At 57.1% G+C, this 26,174-nt stretch carries 21 protein-coding genes; 4 read left to right on the forward strand and 17 right to left on the reverse strand.

Going from position 1 to position 26,174, the window contains the following annotated elements:
- Positions 1-7: 7 nt before the first annotated feature.
- The 14 genes from nuoN to lrhA form a co-directional block, all read right to left on the reverse strand.
- Positions 8-1,465 carry an NADH-quinone oxidoreductase subunit NuoN gene (gene nuoN, locus NR795_RS10360; protein WP_257758166.1) on the reverse strand — a complete coding sequence of 486 codons (1,458 nt, stop codon included), beginning with the start codon at positions 1,463-1,465 and terminating at the stop codon, positions 8-10.
- A 7-nt stretch (positions 1,466-1,472) separates the two neighbouring features.
- Complete coding sequence (gene nuoM / locus NR795_RS10365; RefSeq protein WP_144816973.1) at positions 1,473-3,002, reverse strand: NADH-quinone oxidoreductase subunit M; 1,530 nt, start codon at positions 3,000-3,002, stop codon at positions 1,473-1,475.
- A gap of 66 nt (positions 3,003-3,068) precedes the next feature.
- Positions 3,069-4,910, reverse strand: a complete 1,842-nt coding sequence (nuoL, locus tag NR795_RS10370) for an NADH-quinone oxidoreductase subunit L (RefSeq protein WP_222888394.1) — start codon at positions 4,908-4,910, stop codon at positions 3,069-3,071.
- Positions 4,907-5,209, reverse strand: a complete 303-nt coding sequence (nuoK, locus tag NR795_RS10375) for an NADH-quinone oxidoreductase subunit NuoK (protein ID WP_042389582.1) — start codon at positions 5,207-5,209, stop codon at positions 4,907-4,909. The genes nuoL and nuoK overlap by 4 nt, the downstream gene beginning before the upstream one ends.
- Positions 5,206-5,757, reverse strand: a complete 552-nt coding sequence (nuoJ, locus tag NR795_RS10380) for an NADH-quinone oxidoreductase subunit J (RefSeq protein WP_042389580.1) — start codon at positions 5,755-5,757, stop codon at positions 5,206-5,208. The genes nuoK and nuoJ overlap by 4 nt, the downstream gene beginning before the upstream one ends.
- 11 nt (positions 5,758-5,768) lie before the next feature.
- Positions 5,769-6,311, reverse strand: a complete 543-nt coding sequence (gene nuoI, locus NR795_RS10385) for an NADH-quinone oxidoreductase subunit NuoI (RefSeq protein WP_042389578.1) — start codon at positions 6,309-6,311, stop codon at positions 5,769-5,771.
- Between the two features lie 14 nt (positions 6,312-6,325).
- Positions 6,326-7,303, reverse strand: coding sequence for an NADH-quinone oxidoreductase subunit NuoH (nuoH, locus tag NR795_RS10390; RefSeq protein ID WP_042389577.1), 978 nt, complete (start codon positions 7,301-7,303; stop codon positions 6,326-6,328).
- Positions 7,300-10,026 carry an NADH-quinone oxidoreductase subunit NuoG gene (gene nuoG / locus NR795_RS10395; protein ID WP_257758167.1) on the reverse strand — a complete coding sequence of 909 codons (2,727 nt, stop codon included), beginning with the start codon at positions 10,024-10,026 and terminating at the stop codon, positions 7,300-7,302. Before nuoG ends, nuoH begins: the two co-directional genes overlap by 4 nt.
- A gap of 32 nt (positions 10,027-10,058) precedes the next feature.
- On the reverse strand, positions 10,059-11,396 hold the full coding sequence (nuoF, locus tag NR795_RS10400; protein ID WP_103819005.1) for an NADH-quinone oxidoreductase subunit NuoF: 1,338 nt from the start codon (positions 11,394-11,396) through the stop codon (positions 10,059-10,061).
- On the reverse strand, positions 11,396-11,896 hold the full coding sequence (gene nuoE, locus NR795_RS10405; RefSeq protein ID WP_144816963.1) for an NADH-quinone oxidoreductase subunit NuoE: 501 nt from the start codon (positions 11,894-11,896) through the stop codon (positions 11,396-11,398). The genes nuoF and nuoE overlap by 1 nt, the downstream gene beginning before the upstream one ends.
- Positions 11,897-11,898: 2 nt before the next feature.
- Complete coding sequence (gene nuoC / locus NR795_RS10410) at positions 11,899-13,701, reverse strand: NADH-quinone oxidoreductase subunit C/D (RefSeq protein WP_257758168.1); 1,803 nt, start codon at positions 13,699-13,701, stop codon at positions 11,899-11,901.
- An 87-nt stretch (positions 13,702-13,788) separates the two neighbouring features.
- Positions 13,789-14,463: an NADH-quinone oxidoreductase subunit NuoB gene (gene nuoB, locus NR795_RS10415; protein WP_042389571.1), complete on the reverse strand. Its 675-nt coding sequence runs from the start codon at positions 14,461-14,463 to the stop codon at positions 13,789-13,791.
- A 15-nt stretch (positions 14,464-14,478) separates the two neighbouring features.
- The gene (gene nuoA, locus NR795_RS10420) at positions 14,479-14,922 is read right to left on the reverse strand and encodes an NADH-quinone oxidoreductase subunit NuoA (RefSeq protein WP_042389569.1); all 444 of its coding nucleotides are present in this window, start codon (positions 14,920-14,922) and stop codon (positions 14,479-14,481) included.
- Positions 14,923-15,586: 664 nt separating this feature from the next.
- Positions 15,587-16,525 carry a transcriptional regulator LrhA gene (gene lrhA / locus NR795_RS10425; protein ID WP_257758169.1) on the reverse strand — a complete coding sequence of 313 codons (939 nt, stop codon included), beginning with the start codon at positions 16,523-16,525 and terminating at the stop codon, positions 15,587-15,589.
- A gap of 858 nt (positions 16,526-17,383) precedes the next feature.
- Here lrhA and alaA point away from each other — a divergent pair.
- Positions 17,384-18,598: an alanine transaminase AlaA gene (gene alaA / locus NR795_RS10430; RefSeq protein ID WP_257758170.1), complete on the forward strand. Its 1,215-nt coding sequence runs from the start codon at positions 17,384-17,386 to the stop codon at positions 18,596-18,598.
- A gap of 81 nt (positions 18,599-18,679) precedes the next feature.
- A complete protein-coding gene (yfbR, locus tag NR795_RS10435) occupies positions 18,680-19,285 on the forward strand; it encodes a 5'-deoxynucleotidase (RefSeq protein ID WP_144816958.1) in 606 nt (201 codons plus the stop codon).
- 41 nt (positions 19,286-19,326) lie between these two features.
- On the opposite strand, the gene NR795_RS10440 is transcribed toward yfbR, so the two are convergent.
- From NR795_RS10440 to yfbV, 3 genes are all read right to left on the reverse strand, one after another.
- Entirely contained in the window at positions 19,327-21,159 is a 1,833-nt protein-coding gene (locus NR795_RS10440; protein ID WP_257758294.1) for an SLC13 family permease, read from the reverse strand.
- 120 nt (positions 21,160-21,279) lie between these two features.
- Entirely contained in the window at positions 21,280-21,774 is a 495-nt protein-coding gene (locus NR795_RS10445) for a YfbU family protein (RefSeq protein WP_144816956.1), read from the reverse strand.
- Positions 21,775-21,854: 80 nt separating this feature from the next.
- Positions 21,855-22,310 (reverse strand): terminus macrodomain insulation protein YfbV, encoded by a 456-nt coding sequence (yfbV, locus tag NR795_RS10450; protein WP_144816953.1) that lies wholly within the window; start codon positions 22,308-22,310, stop codon positions 21,855-21,857.
- A 339-nt stretch (positions 22,311-22,649) separates the two neighbouring features.
- On the opposite strand from yfbV, the gene ackA reads away from it, so the two are divergent.
- Together ackA and pta are read left to right on the forward strand one after the other, a co-directional pair.
- Positions 22,650-23,852, forward strand: coding sequence for an acetate kinase (gene ackA, locus NR795_RS10455; protein ID WP_042389557.1), 1,203 nt, complete (start codon positions 22,650-22,652; stop codon positions 23,850-23,852).
- A gap of 80 nt (positions 23,853-23,932) precedes the next feature.
- On the forward strand, positions 23,933-26,074 hold the full coding sequence (gene pta / locus NR795_RS10460; protein WP_144816951.1) for a phosphate acetyltransferase: 2,142 nt from the start codon (positions 23,933-23,935) through the stop codon (positions 26,072-26,074).
- Positions 26,075-26,174 lie beyond the last annotated feature (100 nt).

A 26,174-nucleotide genomic window follows, 5' to 3' on the forward strand; every position in this document is an offset into this window, starting at 1 on the left:
TAAAGCCTTACATCAGCGGCTGGGCCATCTGTACCAGGCTGATCAGCGGCTGCGGATAAACACCCAGCAGCAGCACCAGCAGTGCAGAGATCAGAACCACAATCCCGCCCGCGCTGTAGGCCCAGTCGGACGGCGCATCGCGGTTAAGCTGCTGCGGCGCGCTGAGGTAGAGGCTCACCGCTACGCGCAGGTAGTAGTAGAGGCCAATTGCGGAGCCGATCACTACCGCCGCCGTCAGCCACCACAGGTGGGCATTCACACCCACCGCCAGCACGTAGAACTTACCGATAAAGCCGAGGGTCATCGGGATGCCCGCCAGCGACAGCATCATCACCGTCATTACCGCCGAAAGGATCGGACGGTGCCAGAACAGGCCGCGGTAGGAGTAGAGCGAGTCGGCATCCGGGCCACGGTATGGGCTGGACATCAGGCTCACCACGCCGAACGCGCCGAGGCTGCTAAACAAATAGCCTGCCAGGTAAACGCCCACGGTCTCCATCGACATCTCACCGCTCTGCAGGGCGATCAGCGCCACCAGCAGATAGCCGAGGTGAGAGATAGAGGAGTAGCCGAGCAGACGTTTGATGTTGGTCTGGCTCAGGGCCATCAGGTTACCGAAGATGATCGAGGCGAAGGCAATAATGCCCAGCACCACGCGTACCGCTTCGCTCTCACCTACCGGCGCGTAGAGGAACAGACGCATCACCACGCCAAAGATCGCAATCTTGCTGGCGGTCGCCAGGAAGGTAGAGACCGGCGCAGGCGCACCCTGATACACATCTGGCGTCCAGAGATGGAACGGCACCAGAGACAGCTTAAAGCCGAGACCAACGATCATCAGGCCGAGACCAATCAGCAGCAGCGGCTCGTGCAGCATGCCGTCGCCGAGGCTCTTACCGATAGCCAGGAACGACAGGTTGCCGGAGTTGGCATACACCAGCGCCATACCAAACAGCAGGAACGACGAGGCTGCGGCAGAGAGAATGGTGTACTTGATGCTGGCTTCCAGCGAGCGCTTCTGACGGAACGCATAGCCGATCAGGCCGAACAGCGGCAGCGAGATCAGCTCGATGCCGAGGAACAGCGCAGCCAGGTGATTAGCATTGGCCAGCAGAATGCCACCGAGGGCGGCAATCAGCACCAGCAGGTAGAACTCTTCCTGGTTATCGTTGTACCCTTCCAGCCACGGGTAGGCAAAGGTACAGGTCGCAAGGCTCGCCAGTAGGACCAGGCCGGTATAGAACATGGAGAAGCCGTCAACGCGCATCAACGGCGTGACGTCCATTGCTCCCGCCTGGCCAACCAGCCAGAGCGAGACCAGAGCGGCGTTCAGACCGATAACGGCAATCGTGGCGTTCAGGAAATGGTTGCGTCGCCACGCAATGGAGAGCATCACAACCACCACCGTCAATCCGACGATCAGCAGCGGTAGCAGCGCGATCAGGTGTTGTGGAGTAAGAGTCATATGCGCTTTACGGCCTTGTAGTAGTAACGGAATTAACAAACCACTGCTGGATATTGCTCATCGCAGAGTGCGAGGTATCCAGAATCGGCTGCGGATAGAAGCCAAGCAGTACCAGAAGTACTACCAGCAGCAGGATGATAAACAGCTCACGCAGCGACATCCCTGGCAGTTCTTTAGCGGCAATTTCACTCTTCGCCTTACCAAAGTAGGTACGGTGCAGCATCGCCAGCGAGTAAACCGAGGCGAAAACCAGACCAAAGGTCGAGACCACGGTGATGACCGGTACGACGCCGTAGCTGCCGAAGAGGATCATAAACTCGCCCACGAAGTTACCGGTGCCCGGCATCCCCAGGGTGGCGACGGCAAAGAACATCGACAGCGCTGGCAGCCACTTAATCTTGTTCCACAGGCCGCCCATCATGCGCATATCACGGGTGTGCAGACGCTCGTAGATCTGGCCGCAGATGATGAACAGACCGGCCGCAGAGAGGCCGTGGGCAATCATCTGGATCACCGCACCCTGGTAGGCGAGCTGGTTACCGGTGTAGATGGCGATCAGCACGAAGCCCATGTGGGACACGGAGGTGTAAGCAATCAGACGTTTGATATCGGTCTGGGCAAAGGCCATCCACGCGCCGTAGAAGATACCGATCACGCCCAGCCACATGGCAATCGGCGCGAACTCCGCAGAGGCGTTCGGGAACAGCGGCAGCGCAAAACGCAGCAGACCATAGGCAGCGGTTTTCAGCAGGATCCCCGCGAGGTCAACGGAACCGGCGGTCGGTGCCTGAGAGTGCGCGTCCGGCAGCCAGCCGTGCAGCGGCACCACCGGCATTTTCACCGCAAAGGCGATGAAGAAGCCCAGCATCAGCAGATATTCCACGCCGTGGGACATCGGGGTTTTCAGCAGCTGCTCGTAGTTGAAGGTCCAGACGCCAGTGGCGTTGTAGTGGACAAACACCAGTCCGAGGATCGCAATCAGCATCACCAGCCCGCTCGCCTGGGTGTAGATGAAGAACTTGGTGGCCGCCGTGATACGCGTTTTACCATCGGAGGCCTTGTGGCCCCAGAGCGCGATCAGGAAGTACATCGGCACCAGCATCATCTCCCAGAAGAAGAAGAACAGGAACATGTCGATGGCAAGGAACACGCCGATCACGCCGCCCAGGATCCACATCAGGTTGAGGTGGAAGAAGCCCTGGTACTTTTCAATCTCACGCCATGAGCAGAGCACTGCAAGCACGCCAAGGAAGCCGGTCAGGACAACCATCAGCAGCGACAGGCCATCCAGCGCCAGGTGAATAGTGATACCAAAGCGTGGGATCCACTGCCGGACGTACTCCGACTGCCACTGCGGCAGGCCTGTAGACTGCGTGAGAGAGTAGCCGCCCTGTAACCACAGTTGCAGGCCAAGCGCGAGCGTCAATCCCATCGTAATCAGCGCGATCCAGCGCGGCATCTTCACGCCAAAGCGTTCAGTTTGCCAGCAGAGGAAGCCGCCAATAAAGGGAATCAGTATTAGCCAGGGTAATAACATGGCGATATTTGTTCCTTGTTAAAGTCTAAATTGCCCGGTGGCGCTAGCGCTTACCGGGCTTACCGATTAACGCAATACCACCAGCAGGGCAAGCACCACGACCGCACCAACGCTCATGGATGCCACATACCAGCGCAGCTGTCCGTTCTCGCTGAACAGCAGGCCCTTCCCGGCAAAGCGGGAGAGAATAGCCGGCGTGTTCATCACCGCATTCAACGGATCGCGCTTAATTAACCACGCAATGCCGAGGAAAGGTTTCACGAAAATTTTGTCGTACAGCCAGTCGAAGCCCCAGGCGTTGTACCACCAGGTACCCAGCAGGCGGCCCGGTGCGCTGTTAGCAATAGAGGTGACCAGCGTACGCTTGCCCAGCCACAGCCATGCGGCAATCAGGATCCCGGCGATAGCGACCACGCCCGAGGTGATTTCCAGCGTCAGCACGCGACCATGTTCAAGCTCGGTAGTATCCGGCAGCACGCCCTGCAGCGGCGGCACGATCATCGCCCCAACGAAGGTGGAGAGTACCAGCAGCACAATCAGCGGCAGGTGATGGGTGATCCCCTTCCCTGCGTGGGCATGGATCTGCTCTTTGCCATGGAAGACGATAAAGATCATCCGGAAAGTGTAGAGCGAGGTCATGAACGCCCCGACCAGGCCCGCTACCATCAGGTTGATATGGCCGTTTGCCATCGCCCCGGCGAGGATCTCATCCTTACTGAAGAAGCCTGCGGTAATCAGCGGCAGTGCCGCCAGCGCCGCGCCGCCCACCAGGAAGCAGACGTAGACCAGCGGGATAGACTTACGCAGCCCGCCCATTTTAAAGATGTTCTGCTCGTGGTGGCAGGCAAGGATCACCGAGCCAGACGAGAGGAACAGCAGCGCTTTGAAGAACGCATGGGTCATCAGGTGGAAAATCGCCGCATCCCATGCCTGCACGCCCAGCGCGAGGAACATGTAGCCGATCTGGCTCATGGTGGAATACGCGAGAACGCGTTTGATGTCGGTCTGCACCAGCGCCGCAAAACCGGCCAGTACCAGGGTGACCGCGCCAACGATCCCCACCAGATGCAGGATCTCCGGGGTCATCAGGAACAGGCCGTGGGTACGGGCGATCAGGTAGACACCGGCGGTAACCATCGTAGCGGCGTGGATCAGCGCAGAGACCGGCGTCGGGCCAGCCATCGCGTCCGCAAGCCAGGTCTGCAACGGCAGCTGTGCCGATTTACCGACCGCACCGCCCAGCAGCATCAGCGTCGCCCACGTCAGCATGTTGTTGCCTGCTTCGAAGTGCGCAGGTGCCAGCTCGACCATCTCACGGAAGTTCAGCGTGCCCAGCTCGGTGTAGAGAATGAACAGCGCAAACGCGAGGAAGACGTCACCCACGCGGGTCACGATAAACGCTTTCATTGCCGCCGCACCGTTCTTCGGATCGGTGTAGTAGAAGCCGATCAGCAGATAGGAGCAGAGGCCCACGCCTTCCCAGCCGAGGTACATCAGCAGCAGGTTGTCCGCCAGCACCAGCACTACCATGCTCGCGATGAACAGGTTGGTGTAGGCGAAGAAGCGGGAGTAGCCCTCTTCCCCACGCATGTACCAGGAGGCAAACATATGGATCAGGAAGCCAACCCCGGTTACCACCGAGAGCATGGTCAGCGACAGGCCGTCCAGCACCAGGTTGAAGCCGATGTTGAAATCGCCCACTGCCATCCAGGTCCACAGCGGCTGGCTGAAAGCCTCGCGTCCGTTGTTAAAGAAGTCAACGCCAGCAATCGCCGTTACCAGCGCCGCCAGCCCGACGGAGCCCATCCCCACCGCAGCGGAGAGGTTTTCCGACCAGCGGCCACGGGAGAACGACAGAAGCAGGAAGCCAATCAATGGCAAAATAATGGTTAAGGCAAGCATGTTCATCCACGCAACTCACTTACTGAATCGATATTCAGGTTCTGGCGACGGCGATGCAGCTGGAGCAGCAGCGCCAGACCAATACTGGCTTCCGCAGCCGCGAGGCTAATCGCGAGGATATACATCACCTGGCCGTCACTCTGGCCCCAGTAGCTGCCCGCGACGACAAAAGCCAGCGCGGCGGCGTTAATCATAATTTCCAGGCCAATCAGCATGAACAGCAGGTTGCGGCGGATGATAAGCCCCGTCAGCCCGAGCACAAACAGAACGGCGGCGAGGATCAGTCCGTGTTGTAAGGGGATCATACGTGCTCCTCCGTTTTTCTTTTCGCATCCGCCGGACGGTTGCTCAGCACTTCGCCCGGACGCTCTTCACGGCCAACGTGGAAGGCCACCACCAGACCCGCCAGCAGCAGCATCGACGCCAGCTCAACCGCCAGAACGTATGGCCCGAACAGAGTGATACCGACCGCTTTCGCGCTAATCGCGGTACCGTCAATGCCCTGGTCGTTAACGGTGAGGATAGCGTAAACCATCACCGCCAGCAGTACGGCAGAGACCAGCCCCGGGCCGATCCACACCTGCGGCTTCAGCCACTGGCGCTCCTGCTCGATTTCGGCTCCGCCAAGGTTAAGCATCATCACCACAAACACGAACAGCACCATGATGGCCCCGGCGTAGACGATGATCTCCAGCGCACCGGCAAAGTAGGCGCCAAGGGAGAAGAAGACCCCTGAAATCGCCAGCAGGGAGACAATCAGGTACAGCAGCGCATGCACCGGATTGGTATGCGTGATCACGCGTAGCGTGGTCACGATGGCAACAAGGCCACAGATATAAAAAGCGAACTCCATTGCCCCTCTCCTTACGGTAACAGGCCCTTGACGTCGATAGGTTTGGCTTCGTTCTCTGCCTCGCCCTTATCCTTGCCGTCGATTGCCATACCTGCCATCCGGTAGAAGTTATATTCCGGATATTTACCCGGACCGGAGATCAGCAGATCCTCTTTTTCGTAAACCAGGTCCTGACGCTTGAACTCGCCCAGCTCGAAGTCTGGCGTAAGCTGGATGGCGGTAGTCGGACAGGCCTCTTCACACATGCCGCAGAAGATGCAGCGTGAGAAGTTGATACGGAAAAACTCTGGATACCAGCGGCCGTCGACGGTTTCCGCTTTTTGCAGCGAAATACAGCCTACCGGGCAGGCTACCGCACACAGGTTACAGGCAACGCAGCGCTCTGCGCCGTCCGGATCGCGGGTTAATACAATGCGGCCACGGTAGCGCGGCGGCAGGTATACCGGCTCTTCCGGATACATACGGGTTTCGCGTTTGGCAAACGCGTGCAGGCCGATCATCCAGATACTGCGTACCTGGGTGCCGAAACCTACGATTAACTCTTTTAAGGTCATGGTCTTTTCATCCCTTATTGCGCCTGCCACAGAATGACAGCCGCCGTTACCAGCAGGTTGATTAGCGTAAGCGGCAGGCACACTTTCCAGCCGAAGGACATCACCTGGTCATAACGCGGACGGGGTAATGCTGCGCGAATCAAAATGAACATCATCATGAAGAATGCTGTTTTCAGGGCAAACCAGACGAACGGAGGTAAGAACGGACCGTGCCAGCCACCGAAGAACAGGGTGACGATCAGCGCGGACACGGTAACGATAGCGACATATTCGCCCACGAAGAACAGACCGAACTTCATGCCGGAGTATTCGATGTGGTAACCGTCCGCCAGCTCCTGCTCAGCCTCTGGCTGGTCAAAAGGATGTCGGTGACAGACCGCAACGCCTGCAATCGCAAAGGTGATGAAACCAAAGAACTGGGGAATGATGTTCCACAGGTGCGCCTGGTTGTTCACGATGTCGGTCATGTTGAATGAACCGGCCTGCGCCACAACGCCCATCAGCGACAGCCCGAGGAAGACCTCGTAGCTCAGCGTCTGGGCCGAGGCGCGCATCGCCCCCAGCAGCGAGTATTTGTTGTTACTCGACCAGCCGGCAAACAGCACCGCGTAAACCGTCAGCCCCGCCATCATCAGGAAGAACAGGATGCCGATGTTGAGATCCGCCACGACCCACGTCGGGCTGACCGGCACAATAGCAAAGGCCAGCAGCAGCGAGGTAAACGCGATCATCGGTGCGAGGGTATAGATCATGCGGTCCGAGAAGCGCGGGATCCAGTCCTCTTTAAAGAACATCTTGATCATGTCCGCCACCAGCTGGAGTGAGCCACCCCAGCCTACGCGGTTCGGTCCATAGCGGTTCTGGAACAGGCCGAGCAGACGACGCTCGGCAAAGCTCATAAACGCCCCGCAGATGACCACCACCAGCAGGATCGCCAACGCCTTAAGAATGCCGATCAGGATATCAATCAGCTCCGGTGTTAACCAACTCATTGCTGTGCCTCCTGCAAGTTCTCAAGACGCGCGCCTGCCAGCACCGGTGCGATGCCCGGCATACCCATCGGCAAGCCCACCTGCCCTGCTGTCAAACCTTCTGCAATCACCAGCGGCAGAGTGACCGTCTGGCCCTCGTAGCTGAATGCAACCTGCGCACCCGCATTGACGCCAAGCTTCGCGGCATCTGCCGGGTTGAGCTTGATGTACGGCTGCGGCATCCGGGTCTGGAACACCGGAGAGCGCTGGGACAGCTCATCGCTGCCGAAGAGGTGATAGTACGGCGCCACGCGCCATTTCCCCTCTTCCGCCCGGAAGCCTGCCGGTACGCGGTCAAAGTATTCCAGACCGTTGGCGGACGCTTCAATCAGGCGCACGCCCGGATCGCCATGACGCAGTTTGCCCCCCACTTCGGCCTGGAACTTGTTCCATGCCTGCGGTGAGTTCCAGCCCGGAGCCCAGGCAAACGGAATTTGCGAGCGCGGAGCGGACGGCTGGTTGTTCCCTTCCATAGAGAAGGCGAACATGGTGTCTTTATCCTGCGGCTGACGCGGCTCGTGCACGCTGATATTGGCGCGCATTGCCGTCCGACCGCTGTAGCGGTGCGGTTCACGGGCCAGCTTCTGACCACGAATGCGGAAGCTGGCATCCGGCGCGGCATCTTTAATACCGGCCAGCTGCGGCAGCTGGACAATCGCGGCGTCGATCACGTGATCGAGCTGGGTCCAGTCTACTTCGCGACTCAGCACGGTGCTGTGCAGGGAGTGCAGCCAGCGCCAGCTCTCCAGCATCACAGCGCTGCTGTCGTAGTAGGCCGGGTCGTAAACCTGGAAGAAGCGCTGGGCGCGGCCTTCATTGTTGATCACCGTTCCGTCGCTTTCGGCGAAGCTTGCCGCCGACAGCACCAGGTGCGCTTTCTCCATAATCGCCGTGCGCTGGTGGTCAATCACCAACACCAGCGGCGCTTTAGAGAGGGCCGCGTCAACGCGTGCCGCAGAGGCGTGGCGATGCAGATCGTTCTCCAGCACCACCACGGCATCCGCTGCGCCGGTCTCCAGTTCGCTCAGGGCGTCATCCAGAGAGCCGCCGCCGATCAGACCCAGGCCAACGCTGTTCACCGCCCGGGCAATCATGGTCACGCCCACGTCCGCGCCGCGCCCTTTCAGGGCCTTCGCCACGTTCGCTGCCGCTTGAATGATCTCAACGCTGCCAGCGTTGGTGCCGGAAATAATCAGTGGTTTCTTCGCCCCGGCCAGCGCCTGGACGATCACATCAATTTTGTTTTGCAGATCGCGATTGATACCGTCTACCGCCGGGGCGGTGCCGTCCAGCGCATGGGCGATGGCAAAGCCTAAGCGCGCCTGATCCTCAACCGGGGCACGGTAGGTCCATGCCGCGATATCGTCCAGACGAGTGCTGTCGACGTTGGTCATAAACAGCGGATGCTTGGCACGCTGGCCGATGTTCTGAATTGCGGCAATCTGCCAGTCGGCCACTTTCTGGGCCGCCGCCATCTCGCGCGCTTTGCCTTTCACCGCCTGACGCACCGCCAGCGCGGCACGCGCACCGGTCTGGGTGAGATCTTCACCGAGGATCAGTACCGCGTCGTAGCTTTCGATTTCGCGCAGCGCAGGAGTATGAATGCCCCCTTCGCGCAGCACCTTCAGGGCCAGCTCAAGACGCTCCTGCTCACCTTTGGCGATGCCGGTATAGAAGTTCTCGGCACCCACCAGCTCACGCAGGGCAAAGTTGCTCTCAACGCTGGCGCGCGGGGAGCCGATACCGATCACTTTCTTCGACTGGCGCAGAATATCTGCCGCACCCTGCATCGCCTGCTCGGCGTTGAGGGCGATCAGATCGTCGCCGCGACGCTGAACCGGCTGGCGCGGACGATCCTTCAGATTCACGTAGCCGTAGCCAAAGCGGCCGCGGTCGCAGAGGAAGTAGTGGTTCACGGTGCCGTTATAGCGGTTTTCAATACGACGCAGTTCGCCGTAGCGTTCGCCTGGGCTGGTGTTACAGCCCAGAGAGCACTGCTGGCAGATGCTCGGGGCAAACTGCATGTCCCACTTACGGTTGTAGCGTTCGGAGTGCGTTTTGTCGGTAAAGACGCCGGTCGGGCAGATCTCTACCAGGTTGCCGGAGAACTCGCTCTCCAGCACACCATCTTCCGGACGACCGAAGTAGACGTTGTCATGAGCACCGTAGACGCCGAGATCGGTGCCGTCGGCGTAGTCTTTGTAGTAGCGCACGCAGCGGTAGCAGGCGATGCAGCGGTTCATCTCATGGGAGATGAATGGCCCCAGATCCTGGTTGCGGTGGGTACGTTTTGTAAAGCGATAACGACGGAAGCTATGACCGGTCATGACGGTCATATCCTGCAGGTGGCAGTTGCCCCCCTCTTCACAGACCGGGCAGTCGTGCGGGTGGTTGGTCATCAGCCACTCCACGACGCTCTCACGGAACTGTTTTGCCTCTTCGTCATCGATAGAGATAAAGGTGTTGTCCGTCGCCGGTGTCATACAGGACATCACCAGGCGACCGCGCGTATCTTCCGCGTTCTGGTACTGCTTCACCGCACACTGGCGGCAAGCGCCAACGCTGCCCAGCGCCGGATGCCAGCAAAAATACGGAATATCAAGACCTAACGAGAGACATGCCTGTAGCAGGTTGTCCGCCCCGTTGACCTCGTAATCTTTGCCGTCTACATGAATCGTAGCCATTAGCATGCTTCCAAAATAAATAAACCTTTAGATTACCAGCGCGTCTTAAGCAGGTTAGGCTGAATACCGTTAATCAGATGGGTATTGCTAAACTGCTGCTTGATGCCGGCTTCGAATTCATCGCGGAAATATTTTATTGCACTCTGCAGAGGCTCTACCGCGCCTGGCGCATGGGCACAGAAGGTTTTACCTGGCCCGAGGAATCGACACAGCTGCTCAAGCGTCTCGATATCGCCAGGCTGACCTTCGCCGCGCTCAAGGGCGCGCAGGATCTTCACGCTCCACGGCAGGCCGTCGCGACAAGGCGTACACCAGCCGCAGGATTCGCGGGCAAAAAACTCTTCCAGGTTACGCACCAGCGACACCATGTTGATTTCGTGGTCCACCGCCATCGCCAGCGCAGTACCCAGACGGCTGCCGGCTTTGCCAATGCTGGCAAACTCCATCGGCAGGTCAAGGTGCGCATCGGTGAGGAAGTCGGTTCCCGCGCCGCCCGGCTGCCAGGCCTTGAACTTCAGGCCATCGCGCATGCCGCCCGCGTACTCTTCCAGGATCTCACGTGCGGTGGTGCCAAACGGCAGCTCCCAGACGCCGGGATTTTTCACGCGGCCAGAGAAGCCCATCAGCTTGGTGCCGTTGTCTTCGCTTTTCGAGATACCCTGATACCATTCGACGCCGTTGGCGAGGATCGCCGGGACGTTGCACAGGGTTTCAACGTTATTGACGCAGGTCGGCTTGCCCCACACCCCGGAGCTTGCCGGGAACGGTGGCTTAGAGCGCGGGTTCGCGCGGCGGCCTTCCAGGGAGTTGATCAGCGCCGTCTCTTCACCGCAGATGTAGCGCCCTGCCCCGGTATGGACAAACAGCTCGAAGTCAAAGCCGGTGCCAAGAATGTTTTTACCCAGCAGCCCCGCTTCGGTCGCTTCGGCGATGGCACGACGCAGGCGCTCGGCGGCCTCGATGTACTCGCCGCGCAGGAAAATGTAGCCCCGGTACGCTTTCAGCGCGAAGGCGGAGATCAGCATCCCCTCTACCAGCAGGTGCGGCAGCTGCTCCATCAGCAGGCGGTCTTTATAGGTGCCCGGCTCCATCTCATCGGCGTTACACAGCAGGTAACGGATGTTCATGGATTCATCTTTCGGCATCAGGCTCCACTTCAAACCGGTGGAGAAGCCCGCACCGCCGCGCCCTTTCAGGCCCGAATCTTTAACCGCATTAACGATCTCATCCGGCGCCATGCCGGTGAGCGCCTTACGCGCCCCGGCGTAGCCGTTTTTGCTCTGGTACTCATCCAGCCAGACCGGCTGCTTGTCAGCACGCAGACGCCAGGTCAGAGGATGGGTTTCAGGAGTCAGGATAATGTTTTTCATTATTTATACTGCTCCAGAAGGTCGGGGATGGCTTCCGGCGTCAGATAGCTGTGCGTATCTTCGTCGATCATCATCGTTGGCCCTTTGTCGCAGTTACCCAGGCAGCAGGTCGGCAGCAGGGTGAAACGGCCATCAAAGGTGGTCTGTCCCGGCTTGATATCGAGTTTTTTCTCAATCGCGGCCTGGATGCCCTGGTAACCGGTGATGTGGCACACCACGCTATCGCAGTAGCGGATAACGTGGCGACCCACCGGCTGGCGGAAGATCTGGCTGTAGAAAGTGGCGACACCCTCTACGTCGCTGGCTGGAATATCCAGCACCTCGGCGATGGCGTAGATCGCCCCGTCCGGCACCCAGCCACGCTGCTTCTGAACAATTTTCAGCGCTTCGATGGACGCCGCACGCGGGTCTTCGTAGTGGTGCTTCTCGTGCTCGATAGCATCACGCTCTGCCGCACTCAGCTCAAAAGCCTCGGTTTGTGGTTGTTGATTTTCGTGCATAATTAGCGGTCCACGTCTGACATAACAAAATCGATACTACCCAGATAGACAATCAGGTCGGACACCAGGCTGCCGCGGATCGCCGAAGGGATCTGCTGCAGGTGCGGGAAGCTTGGCGTACGCACGCGGGTGCGGTAGCTCATGGTGCTGCCGTCGCTGGTCAGGTAGTAGCTGTTGATACCCTTGGTTGCCTCAATCATCTGGAAGGATTCGTTGGCCGGCATGACCGGGCCCCAGGAAACCTGCAGGAAGTGGGTAATCAGGGTTTCGATATGCTGAAGCGTGCGCTCTTTCGGCGGCGGCGTCGTCAGCGGGTGATCCGCCTTGAACGGGCCTTCCGGCATGTTGTTGAGGCACTGCTCAAGAATGCGCAGGCTCTGGCGCAGCTCTTCGACTTTCAGCATCACACGGGTGTAGGCATCGCTGATGCCGCCGCCGACCGGGACCTCAAAGTCAAAGTTTTCGTAGCCAGAGTAAGGACGCGCCTTACGCACGTCGAAGTCGATACCGGTGGCGCGCAGACCAGCCCCGGTGGTGCCCCACTCCAGCGCCTCTTTCGCGCCGTAGGCGGCAACGCCCTTCGAACGGCCAATCAGAATGGTGTTGCGCAGCGCGGCTTTCTCGTAGGAGTCCAGACGCTTCGGCATCCACTCCAGGAACTCACGCAGCAGGCGATCCCAGCCGCGCGGCAGATCGTGCGCTACGCCGCCAATGCGGAACCAGGCCGGGTGCATACGGAAACCGGTGATGGCCTCAACCAGATCGTAGATTTTCTGTCGATCGGTGAAGGCGAAGAACACCGGCGTCATTGCACCGACGTCCTGGATAAAGGTCGAAATATAGAGCAGGTGGCTGTTGATACGGAACAGCTCGGAGAGCATGACGCGGATAACATCAACGCGTTCAGGCACCTTGATGCCTGCCAGCTTCTCAACCGCCAGCACGTACGGCATCTCGTTCACGCAGCCGCCGAGGTACTCGATACGGTCGGTGTACGGAATGTAGCTGTGCCAGGACTGACGCTCGCCCATCTTCTCTGCACCACGGTGGTGGTAGCCGATATCCGGCACGCAGTCGACAATCTCTTCGCCATCAAGCTGCAGGACAATACGGAACGCACCGTGCGCCGACGGGTGGTTAGGCCCGAGGTTGAGGAACATAAAGTCTTCGTTAGCGGTGCCGCGCTGCATGCCCCAGTCTTCCGGCTTGAAGGTCAACGCCTCCATCTCCAGATCCTGCTTGGCTTTGGTCAGCTCGAACGGATCGAACTCGGTGGCGCGCGCCGGGTAGTCTTTACGCAGCGGGTGGCCGGTCCAGGTCGGCGGCATCATGATGCGCGTCAGGTGCGGGTGGCCTTCGATATTGATGCCAAACATCTCCCAGGTTTCACGCTCGTACCAGTTGGCGTTGGGGAAGAGTTTGGTAAAGGTCGGCACGTTGAGATCGTTTTCTGACAGCGCCACCTTGAGCATAATGTCGCGGTTACGCTCAATGGAGAGCAGATGGTAGAAAACGGAAAAATCCGCGGCGGGAAGCCCGTCGCGGTGCGTGCGGAGACGTTCGTCCATGCCGTGCAGATCGTACAGCATGACGTAAGGCTTCGGCAGTTTCTTTAAGAAATCGCCCACTTCCAGTAACTGTTCACGCTTTACCCAAACAACAGGGACGCCGGTGCGGGTCGCCTGAACGGTAAAGGCATCCGGCCCAAAACGGTTGCGCAGTTCGCCAATAACTGGGTCGTCCAGGTGATCCCGGGTTTGCCAGAACGCGTCTTGCGCGGTTAAGTCGGTCATAATGTTCACCATTGCAAAGGGTCCGTGGTGACTGCCGGGCGTGGCTTCGCGCTATAAGTTTATTATGCGAAGGTGTTTTCCACGGCCCGCAGGCGCAAATTAAATCTCGTCCGGCGTACGCAGGTTAGTAACAGCAATGCGTTCGCCGCGTTTGCGCTCGCGCTCTGACTGCATGTTGGCGCGATAGACGCCCTGGTCGCCCACAACCCATGAGAGCGGACGACGCTCTTTGCCAATCGACTCCTGAAGCAGCATCAGCGCCTGCATGTAGGCTTCCGGACGCGGCGGACAGCCCGGGATGTAAACATCAACCGGGAGGAATTTATCAACGCCCTGCACCACGGAGTAGATGTCGTACATGCCGCCTGAGTTGGCACAGGCACCCATGGAGATAACCCACTTCGGCTCGAGCATCTGATCGTACAGACGCTGAATAACCGGGGCCATTTTGGTAAACGGCGTACCGGCGATCACCATCAGGTCAGCCTGGCGTGGTGAGGCGCGCAGCACTTCCGCACCAAAGCGTGCCACGTCATGGACCGCGGTAAAGGAGGTCACCATCTCAACGTAGCAGCAGGAGAGACCGAAGTTGTACGGCCAAATAGAGTTTTTACGGCCCCAGTTAACCATGCCGTGCATGACGTCTTCCAGCTTGCCCATGAACACGCTGCGGTTAACTTCTTGCTCGAGGGGGTCGGTTACGATCTCCTGTTTTTGCAGGGGGTAACGGTCGTTCTCACCGTTGGGATCGATGCGGGTGAGCGTGTAATCCATCTTATTGCCTCGCTGTTAGCGTTGACGGTTAGTGATATTGCCTGACTCAGGGTTGAAGCGCTCGCGGCGTGAACGCGCGGGCGTCCAGTCCAGCGCGCCAATACGCACCAGATAAACCAGACCAGCCAGCAGCACTAAAATAAAAATTGCAGCCTCAACAAAGCCAACCCAGCCGCTTTCGCGAATGGAGGTTGACCATGCAAACAGGTAAAGCGCTTCGACGTCGAAGATGACGAAGAACATGGCGACCAGATAAAACTTGGCAGAGAGGCGCAGACGAGCGGTGCCAACGGAATCGATACCCGATTCGAAAGGCGTGTTCTTGTGCCGCGCGCGGGCGCGCCCGCCCAGTAACCAGCCGCCGACCAGCATCAGGCAGCATAAGCCAATGGCAACAATAAGAAAGATCGCGAATGCCCAGTGATGAGCAATAACTTCAGTGGATGTTGACATACGCATTGCTTAACTCAAAAAGTGGCACCGTTACCTCTGCTCTTCTCGGCAGATGGACGCCACACAGTTTCAGGGAGGAACAAAAAAAACCTTACACTCACTGTTAGAAACGGCTTAGACAGCTAAATGATGGGGTTTTTTACTCCTTTCTATAACCTTTTGTCAACTTTGACCAAAAGTTCCTTCACATTAGTTTACAGCGGTATCAATTCATTAACATAAAATGCCTTTTTTTCCACCAACACCCATTTTTTATAGGGTGTTTAGCGGTGTTGAATCGTGTCCGTTGTGCGGTGATACAAAAAGTACCCTCTTATTTTGACAGGATTTCGGCAGGATTCCTCCCCCTCTATGGGAGTATTTTCTTGATCTGAGACACGCTTTTGTTAATTCACACAAAAAAACGGCAACAATCAGACTTGTTTTTTAACATGAACTTTCGCTATGCATAGTAGCATACAAAGCAGGGTTTACTGAGGGCGGTAGCGCTTAACTGCCTGATGGCAAAAGCGATAAATAATGATTTTTGATAATTTGTGCTGAAAAAGCGCACGAAGCACGCCGCTGGCAAATTTTCTGCTACCAGCGGCTCGCCCGATTCCTGACAAAATGTTACCTGTGCCAGGCAACTGTGTTACGTAAATTCCCTGTATGACATCCACTGTCCGCGTTACTCAAAGTCCCCTTCAACAACTAGCGAACTGTCGCCGCCCTGCGGCGTAGCGGCACCGTAGTGCCAGGGTGTCTGGTACTCCGTCATGGCCTGAAAAACGACCTGGGCCAGTTCGTTCTGGCTTTGCGGGTTATGGCACAGAAGATATTCGGTCTCTGCCAGCGCAGGCAGCCCATCGCTTGGTCCCAGCACGCGGAGATCCGCGCTCATCATCTCTACCGGCCTTGCGGTAATCCCCAGCCCGGCCTTCACCGCCGACTTTACCGCCGAAAGCGTTGAGGCCACGTAGGCCATACGCCAGGGGATCCCGGCGGCATCAAGCGTATTAAGCACAACGTCGCGGAACGGATTAGGATCGTCAAGGAAGACCAGCGGCAGCGTTTCCCCCTTCTGCAAGACATACTCTGCCGCGCAGTACCAGTGGGTCGGGGAGGTACGCAGCGTCAGATGTTCAAACTGGTGAGGCCGATGCGTGGTCACCAGCAGATCGACCTCCTGGGCCGCCAGCATGTCGACCATAGAGAGATTACGCTTTACACGGACATCGAGCGCCAGCCTGGGATAGATCGAACTAATGCGGTTTAACAGAAACGGTAAAATAGTATCCGCAGAGTCGTCGGAAGCACCGACCGTTAATACCCCCTGCAAATTGTTGAACATTAATGAGCTACAGGCCTCATCATTAAAGCGCAGGATTTTTCGCGCATAGCCCAGCAGCTGTATACCGTGTTCAGTTAATAGCTTATTACGACCGTGGCGAACAAACAGCTCTTTGCCTACCAGCTGCTCCAGGCGCTGCATCTGCTGGCTTACCGCAGATTGCGTTCGGCATACCGCAACAGCGGCAGCCGCAAAGGTGTTGAGATCGGCGACGGCAACAAACGTTCTCAGTAGATCGAGATCGAGATTGAGTATCGGACGATTTGCATTAATCATATGTTTTCACTTACAGGGTACTCCTGACGAGCGCCCCGGCTTTTGCTGTGTTCAAAGATTTAAGCAATCCTCATTGAGAAGGGATCTGTGTGGCAGAGACCAAACCGATCGTAGTTAATAATTCGCGTACGCTTGCGATCCGCTATATATAATTACAGTGTATAACTGTAAATTATTTTACCAGGCCACATGCTATTACTGCATCTTTGAATGCAATCGCAAATCATTTACCAATCCATCTCAGAGAGATTGACGGAAAAAAATTTTTAATATCAATTAATTGTATATTCAACCAGAGAATTATGCGGACGCGATTATCGCTTTTAGCCACAGTCTCTGCCGATCATCTTACCTCATACCCGCATCGGTTATAAGACCCTTTACGAATGACCTTAAGCCTTCTGATGTTATACAGGAGAGGTGAGTGCTATTAATATTAACAATTGTCAGTAATCGCAAGCTATCGTATTAAATAATTATCTATTGATAATAGAAACGCGTCTTAATAGTCCTTAACATTACCTTTACACCCTGCCTGCTTTGCCTGATGTCCGGCCCTATCCTCTCTTCCCCCGTTCCGTATATTAGCTAAAAAACGCCCTGCCTTCGCCCTACAATACAGTGATAACAGCGGCAGTTTTGCGATCTACCCACACATTAATCCAAAATTAATATTTTTGTCGAAATTATTATCAGCTCCATGCTTGTAACCTCAGCGTAAAAAACCGGTATCTCTCTAGCGCCAGAGGCAAAATCTTCTTCTGTGCACCCTTCTAAACTGCCATTCGGGGGAGTACATTGTTCCGTGCTGACTTCCACGGCAGGAAGTCGCACCAACAGCTAAAAGGTCAACGATTCATGTCCCCCATCGAAAAATCCAGCAAATTAGACAATGTCTGTTATGACATCCGTGGCCCGGTTCTGAAAGAGGCGAAACGCCTAGAAGAAGAAGGTAACAAAGTACTGAAGCTTAATATCGGTAACCCGGCCCCCTTTGGCTTCGACGCCCCCGATGAGATCCTGGTAGACGTTATCCGTCATCTGCCTACGGCGCAGGGCTATTGCGACTCCAAAGGGCTCTACAGCGCCCGCAAAGCGATCATGCAACACTATCAGGCGCGCGATATGCGCGACGTGACCGTAGAAGATATCTACATTGGTAACGGCGTCTCTGAGCTGATCGTGCAGTCGATGCAGGCGCTACTGAACAGCGGCGATGAGATGCTGGTTCCGGCTCCGGACTACCCGCTGTGGACGGCGGCCGTGTCGCTCTCCGGGGGTAAAGCGGTACACTATCTTTGCGATGAGTCGTCTGACTGGTTCCCGGATCTTGATGATATCCGTGCGAAAATCACCCCGCGCACCCGGGGGATCGTCATCATTAACCCGAACAACCCTACCGGCGCAGTCTACTCGAAAGCGCTGCTGCTGGAGATCGTGGAAATTGCCCGCCAGCATAACCTGATTATCTTCGCCGATGAGATCTACGATAAAATCCTCTACGACGAGGCGGAGCACCACTCCATCGCCGCGCTGGCCCCGGATCTGCTGACAATTACCTTTAACGGCCTCTCTAAAACCTATCGCGTGGCGGGTTTCCGTCAGGGATGGATGGTGCTTAACGGGCCCAAAAAGCATGCCAAAGGCTATATCGAAGGCCTGGAGATGCTGGCGTCGATGCGTCTTTGCGCCAACGTTCCGGCTCAGCATGCTATCCAGACCGCGCTTGGTGGCTATCAGAGCATTAGTGAATTTATTGTGCCCGGCGGGCGCCTCTACGAGCAGCGTAACCGCGCCTGGGAGCTGATCAACGAGATCCCCGGCGTGACCTGCACTAAGCCGAAGGGCGCGCTCTATATGTTCCCGAAAATCGACATCAAGCGTTTTAACATTCATGACGACCAGAAGATGGTGCTGGATTTCCTGCTGCAGGAGAAGGTGCTGCTGGTGCAGGGAACGGCCTTTAACTGGCCGTGGCCGGATCACGTCCGCATTGTGACCCTGCCGCGCCTGGACGATCTGGAGATGTCTATCAACCGCTTTAGCCGCTTCCTCTCGGGCTACCATCAGTAAGCGTATCAAGGGGAAGATTTGCATCTTCCCCTGCTCTCTGCGCACAATGGATCCTTAGCGCCGTTACTGACAGGGTCCATCATGAGTACGAGTCAAAGCCACTTTTTCGCCCACCTCTCCCGCCTGAAACTGATTAACCGCTGGCCGCTGATGCGCAACGTGCGTACCGAAAACGTCTCCGAACATAGCCTGCAGGTGGCCATGGTTGCCCACGCCCTGGCGGCGATCAAAAACCGCAAGTTTGGCGGCCAGGCTAACCCGGAACGCATCGCCCTGCTGGCGATGTATCACGACGCCTCGGAAGTGCTGACCGGCGATCTGCCGACCCCGGTAAAGTACTTCAACTCACAGATCGCCCAGGAGTATAAGGCTATCGAGAAGATCGCCCAGCAGAAGCTGGTGGATATGGTGCCGGAAGAGCTGCGGGATATTTTTGCCGGGCTGATTGACGAGCATCGCTACAGCGAGGAGGAGACGTCGCTGGTGAAGCAGGCCGACGCCCTCTGCGCCTACCTGAAGTGCCTGGAGGAGCTATCCGCCGGTAACAACGAGTTTTCGCTGGCTAAGTCACGGCTGGAGAAGACCCTTGCCGCCCGCCGTAGCCCGGAGATGGACTACTTTATGGCCGTGTTTGTGCCCAGTTTTCATCTCTCATTAGATGAGATAAGCCAGGATTCGCCGTTGTAGTGTTGCTGTAGCCCCGGTAAGCGCAACGCCGCCGGGGAGAGTTAAAACGGGAACAGCATCGGGATCAGCACCACGCACACCACCATCACAATCAGCGTGAACGGTACGCCAATCTTGACGAAATCGCTGAAGGTATAGTTTCCGGGTCCCAGCACAAGGGTATTAACCGGAGAAGAGACCGGGGTCATAAAGGCGGCCGAGGCGGCCATGGCCACCATCATGGCAAAAGGATACGGCGAGACGCCCATCGACTTGGCCGTTGCTAATGCAATAGGTGCCATCAGTACCGCCGTGGCGGTATTCGAGATAAACAGCCCAATGGTGGCGCACATGATAAACAGACAGAGCAGCATCATATACGGCCCATAGCCGCCGCCAAACTCCATCAGCCCCCTCACCACCAGGTCGACGCCGCCGGTTTTTTGCAGTGCCAGAGCAAACGGCATCATGCCGACGATAAGAATAATGCTCGGCCAGTGGATCGCTTTATAGGCGCTGGCGGCATCAATGCAGCGAAACTTACCCATCAGCAGGCAGGCGATAATCGCCGCAACGGGATTAGGGATCTCATCGGTCAGCATCAGGGCAACCATTAGCAGCAGGCAGAAGATGGCGTGAGGCGCCTGGCTGTGGGCGGGCGAGGCGTCCCCGGCCTCGATGGGCATATTCAGCACCACAAAGTCGCGCCCCTTCTGCGCCATCTGGCCGATCAGCTTCCAGTTGCCGACCACCAGAAAAATGTCGCCCAGCTGCAAGGGCTCGTCCACCACCGGCCCGCTAATCGCGCTCCCGTCACGCTTAATGCCGACCATGTTCAGACCGTAGCGGGTGCGAAAACCTATTTCGCGTACGGTTTTGCCAACCAGCTCTGAGTCAGGGATCAGCGACACCTCCGCCATGCCGACGTCCAGCGCCTGATCGGAGAAGTATTCACCGCGCAGGATCATTGGCTCCAGCAGCTGTTCGCTGCAAAAATCGCGCAGGTCGATGTCGGCGGCGGACATATCAATCAGCAGTACGTCTCCGGCGCGAAACTCCGACACGCCGTTGACGTTAACGATCACCCGGCGAAAGCGCCGCCAGCGCTCTACGCCGATCACATTTGCCCCGTAGCGCTCGCGCAGCTTAAGATCGTCGAGGCGCTGACCGACCATCGGGGAGCCGGGACGGATAGCCAGTCGCCGGGCGCGTCCGGTCAGACGATACTCTTTAATCAGATCGCGAAAGGTGCGCCGTTTCCAGCCGTCATGCTGCCCCGCCTGCCCGTCACTCTTCAGGGCAAAACGCATCACCAGCATATAGACGATGCCCAGCAGCAGAATAACGATCCCCAGCGGAGTTACGCTAAAAAAGCCAAAGCCTGGCAGCCCCTCGCGCAGCAGCTCGCTATTCACCACCAGGTTAGGCGGCGTAGCCACCAGCGTCATCATACCGCTAATCAGTCCGGCAAAGCTGAGGGGCATCATCAGGCGCGACGGGGCGATCTGCATCCGCATTGAGACGCTGAGCACCACCGGAATAAAGATGGCGACCACCCCGGTGGAGCTCATAAAGGCCCCCAGCCCGGCGACGGTAAGCATCAGCAGAACCAGCATTTTGATTTCGCTGCTGCCCGCCACGTTCACCAGCCAGGCCCCCATGCTGGTAGCGACCCCGGTACGCACCAGGCCATCGCCGATAATAAACAGGGCGGCAATAAGAATAACGTTGGGATCGCTAAAGCCAGAGAAGGCCTCGCTGAGGGTCAGGGTGCCGCTCAGGCTAAAGGCCACAATCACCAGTAGCGCCACGGCATCCATGCGAACCTTGCCGGTGGCGAAGAGTACGACGGCAATGGCCAGTAAACACAACACCCAAATCAGTTCACCGTTCACAACGTATCCTTGTTCATTGCGGGGATAGAGCCAGTTTGCCATAAAAAAGCCCCGCTCAGGCGGGGCTAAATCAATAGCATGGGCTGTTGTTCACTATTTTTGGGTATTTGCCTGCGGCTATCAGGCGTTAACAATCTGGTTAATTTCGTTAGCGCTCAAATGGTACTGGCGCGGGCAGGCGTGCCACGCTCCCAGCATACGCTGATATTTTTCCCACATCGGCGTCTGGGCATTAAAGCCGTGGGTGCCGGCGTCAAAGTGGGTGTAACGCCCTTCGGTGTTAACCATAAAGCGCACATAGCTGAGGTAGCGCGCCTCGGTGGCGGCATCAAAGCCCAGGAAGGTCACCCGGCGCTCGTCAATAGATTGAGTATCTTTCAGGTTAGTCCAGGATACATGCAGCGCGTGATACATCTCCATGATGTCGATAACGGTGCGGCAGGTCTCCTCCGGCAGTTCGCCAAACTCGCGGTCCAATTCGCGCATTTGCAGGCCAAAGCCGCGCTCGACGATGGTTTGCAGGCGGCGGTAGCGCTCGGCGTTGGTGGGATCGAGCATCGTCATCATTTTGTACTGATTCGATAAAATCAGCCGTTGGGCATTGGTCATTTCCATCTTACACTCCCGTATCACGTCGGCAAAAAAAGAGGCACATAAATTATGTGCCTTCTTTTATATGCGCAATGGGGGGTGAATTACAAATCATCGAGGAAAGTTTTGTCGAGCTGACCAAATGCGCGCTTAAGCGTATCAGCCAGGGCCTGGTAGTCCGGCTTGCCGGTAACAGGGGCCATCGTCTGGCCAGCATCCTGTAATTTACCGCGTACTTCATAGAACCAGTGTAAAATGCCCGGCGGCAGCGGCGTAACGGAGCGCTTGCCCAACCACCACAGCCCCTGCAGCGGCAAACTCAGCGCAAAGAGCGCGGTGGCTACCGCAGGACCCAGCTGGCCGCCAAGGGCGATCTGCCAGCAGAGGGTGAAGACGGCAACCGGGGGCATAATGCGGATCGCGTAGCGGGTGGCGCGAATGACACGGTTATCGATAAAGACAGGAGCGAGGCTTTTTTCCATAGGCCAGGTCTTCGCATAATGCTGTCCCAGGCGAAACAAACTGAAAAAGCTCACGGGGCGATTCTCAGGTGTGTTCATGGCGTTACCTCAACTTCACATATAAAAATTAAAAAATTTGTGCAAAACAACAACTGCTCATGACAACGTTCAAAATATTTTGTCATCGCTACCCAGTATCGGGTATTCTGTGCCCGCCTGAGTGGGCCTTAGACGATGAACGCAATGTCGTCAATGTAACGCCCAGTATGCCAATTCCTCTTATGGGGCCAAAATGGCATAAACTCAACCGTATTCTCTTTCATCGCGCCAAAAAAATCGTTCTGGCATGATGTTAATCATAAATGTCAGCGTCAACATGCGCTACGCTGAAAGACTCACTGACGTTTTTTTAGCCACGTATCAAAAATAGGTACTTCCATGTCGAGTAAGTTAGTACTGGTTCTGAACTGCGGTAGCTCCTCACTGAAATTTGCAATCATCGATGCACTGAACGGTGAAGAGTACCTCTCTGGTTTAGCCGAATGCTTCCATCTTCCTGAAGCGCGTATCAAATGGAAAATGGACGGTGGTAAACAAGAAGCTGCTTTAGGTGCAGGTGCCGCTCACAGTGAAGCACTGAACTTTATCGTTAACACTATTCTGGCACAAAAACCAGAACTGTCTGCACAGCTGACCGCAATTGGTCACCGCATCGTGCACGGTGGCGAAAAATACACCAGCTCCGTGGTGATCGATGACTCCGTTATCCAGGGCATCAAAGACTCAGCCTCTTTTGCACCGCTGCATAACCCGGCTCACCTGATCGGTATCGCTGAAGCACTGAAATCCTTCCCGCAGCTGAAAGACAAGAACGTGGCCGTATTTGATACCGCGTTCCATCAGACCATGCCGGAAGAGTCCTACCTCTACGCTCTGCCATACAAACTGTATAAAGAGCACGGCGTTCGTCGCTATGGCGCACACGGCACCAGCCACTTCTACGTTACGCAAGAAGCAGCAAAAATGCTGAACAAGCCGGTAGAAGAGGTGAACATCATCACCTGCCACCTGGGCAACGGCGGTTCCGTTTCAGCTATCCGTAACGGCAAATGCGTTGATACCTCTATGGGTCTGACCCCGCTGGAAGGTCTGGTGATGGGTACGCGCTCTGGTGATATCGACCCGGCGATCATCTTCCACCTGCACGATACCCTGGGTATGAGCGTAGAAGATATCAACAAGATGCTGACCAAAGAGTCCGGCCTGCTGGGCCTGACCGAAGTCACCAGCGACTGCCGCTACGTTGAAGACAACTACACCAGCAAAGAAGATGCTAAACGTGCCATGGACGTTTACTGCCACCGCCTGGCGAAGTACATCGGCTCCTACACCGCGCTGATGGAAGGTCGTCTGGACGCAGTGGTCTTCACCGGCGGTATCGGTGAAAACGCGGCGATGGTGCGCGAGCTCTCCCTGGGCAAACTGGGCGTGCTGGGCTTCGAGGTTGACCACGAGCGTAACCTGGCAGCCCGCTTCGGCAAATCCGGCTACATCAACAAAGAGGGTACCACCCTCGCGATGGTCATCCCGACCAACGAAGAGTTGGTGATTGCCCAGGACGCCTGCCGTCTGACTGCCTGATTCCACACCGCCAGCCCACGCTGGCGGTGCTGTTTTGTATCGCGCCAGTTTTCTGGCGGTAACGAAAAAGAGGATATACCGTGTCCCGTATTATTATGCTGATCCCTACCGGAACCAGCGTCGGCCTGACCAGCGTCAGCCTTGGCGTGATCCGTGCTATGGAACGCAAAGGCGTTCGTCTGAGCGTCTTTAAACCTATTGCCCAGCCACGTGCCGGGGGCGATGCGCCAGACCAGACCACCACTATCGTGCGTGCGAACTCCAATCTGCCTGCCGCTGAACCGCTGAAGATGAGCCACGTTGAGTCTCTGCTCTCCAGCAACCAGAAAGACGTGCTGATGGAAGAGATCATCGCCCGCTACCACGAAAGCGCAAAAGACGCGGAAGTGGTGCTGGTTGAAGGTCTGGTGCCGACGCGCAAACACCAGTTTGCCCAGTCGCTGAACTTTGAAATCGCTAAAACGCTGAATGCCGAGATCGTCTTCGTCATGTCTCAGGGTACCGATACCCAGGAGCAGCTGAAAGAGCGTATCGAACTGACCCGCAACAGCTTCGGCGGCGTGAAGAACACCAATATCACCGGCGTAATCGTTAACAAGCTGAACGCGCCGGTTGACGATCAGGGCCGTACCCGCCCGGATCTCTCTGAGATCTTCGATGACTCCTCCAAAGCGAAAGTGATCAGCATCGATCCGGCGCAGCTGAGCGCGTCCAGCTCGCTGCCAGTGCTGGGTGCCATTCCGTGGAGCTTCGATCTGATTGCCACCCGCGCAATCGACATGGCAAAACACCTGAATGCCACCATCGTTAACGAAGGCGACATCAACACCCGCCGCGTGAAGTCCGTGACCTTCTGTGCGCGTAGCATTCCGCACATGCTGGAACACTTCCGCCCAGGCTCTCTGCTGGTGACCTCCGCTGACCGTCCTGACGTGCTGGTTGCCGCCTGCCTGGCCGCGATGAACGGCGTTGAGATCGGTGCAATCCTGCTGACCGGTGCCTATGAGATGGACGCCCGCGTTGCCAAGCTGTGCGAGCGTGCCTTCGCCACTGGCCTGCCGGTATTCATGGTTAACACCAATACCTGGCAGACCTCCCTGAGCCTGCAAAGCTTCAACCTGGAAGTGCCGGCTGACGACCATCAGCGTATCGAGAAAGTGCAGGAGTACGTGGCTGGCTACGTGAACGCTGACTGGATCGAATCCCTGACCGCGACCTCCGAGCGTAGCCGCCGTCTCTCTCCGCCTGCGTTCCGCTATCAGCTCACCGAGCTGGCGCGCCAGGCCGGTAAACGCGTTGTGCTGCCGGAAGGCGACGAGCCGCGTACCGTTAAAGCGGCGGCCATCTGTGCCGAGCGCGGCATCGCGACCTGCGTGCTGCTGGGTAACCCGGAAGAGATCACCCGCGTTGCGGCGGCTCAGGGCGTTGAGCTGGGCGCAGGCATTGAAATCGTTGACCCGGACGTGGTGCGTGAAAGCTACGTAGCCCGTCTGGTTGAGCTGCGTAAGAGCAAAGGCATGACCGAAGCCGTTGCCCGCGAACAGCTGGAAGACAACGTAGTGCTCGGCACCCTGATGCTGGAGCAGGACGAAGTTGACGGCCTGGTTTCCGGTGCGGTTCACACCACCGCGAACACCATCCGTCCGCCGCTGCAGCTGATCAAAACGGCACCGGGCAGCTCGCTGGTCTCCTCCGTATTCTTCATGCTCCTGCCGGAGCAGGTATATGTTTACGGCGACTGCGCGATTAACCCGGATCCGACCGCTGAACAGCTGGCTGAGATCGCTATTCAGTCCGCGGACTCTGCGATTGCCTTTGGTATCGAGCCGCGCGTGGCGATGCTCTCCTACTCCACCGGTAACTCCGGCGCGGGTAGCGACGTAGAGAAAGTGCGTGAAGCGACTCGTCTGGCGCAGGAGAAACGTCCTGACCTGATGATCGACGGTCCGCTGCAGTACGATGCTGCGGTAATGGCTGACGTAGCGAAATCCAAAGCGCCGAACTCCCCGGTTGCCGGTCGCGCTACCGTGTTCATCTTCCCGGATCTGAACACCGGTAACACCACCTACAAAGCGGTTCAGCGCTCTGCCGACCTGATCTCCATCGGGCCGATGCTGCAGGGTATGCGTAAGCCTGTGAACGACCTGTCCCGTGGCGCACTGGTTGACGATATCGTCTACACCATCGCGCTGACGGCGATCCAGTCTTCTCAGCAGCAGTAAGCGAATACCACGCGTTAAAGGGTCATGGCGCTGCCATGGCCCTTTTTTTGTGGGCCAAATTCGCCCTCCTCCGCTTCTTCTATTAGGGTTAACAGGTACG

The organism is Pseudescherichia sp. L3, from assembly GCF_024656065.1.
Classification (GTDB): Bacteria; Pseudomonadota; Gammaproteobacteria; order Enterobacterales; family Enterobacteriaceae; genus Pseudescherichia.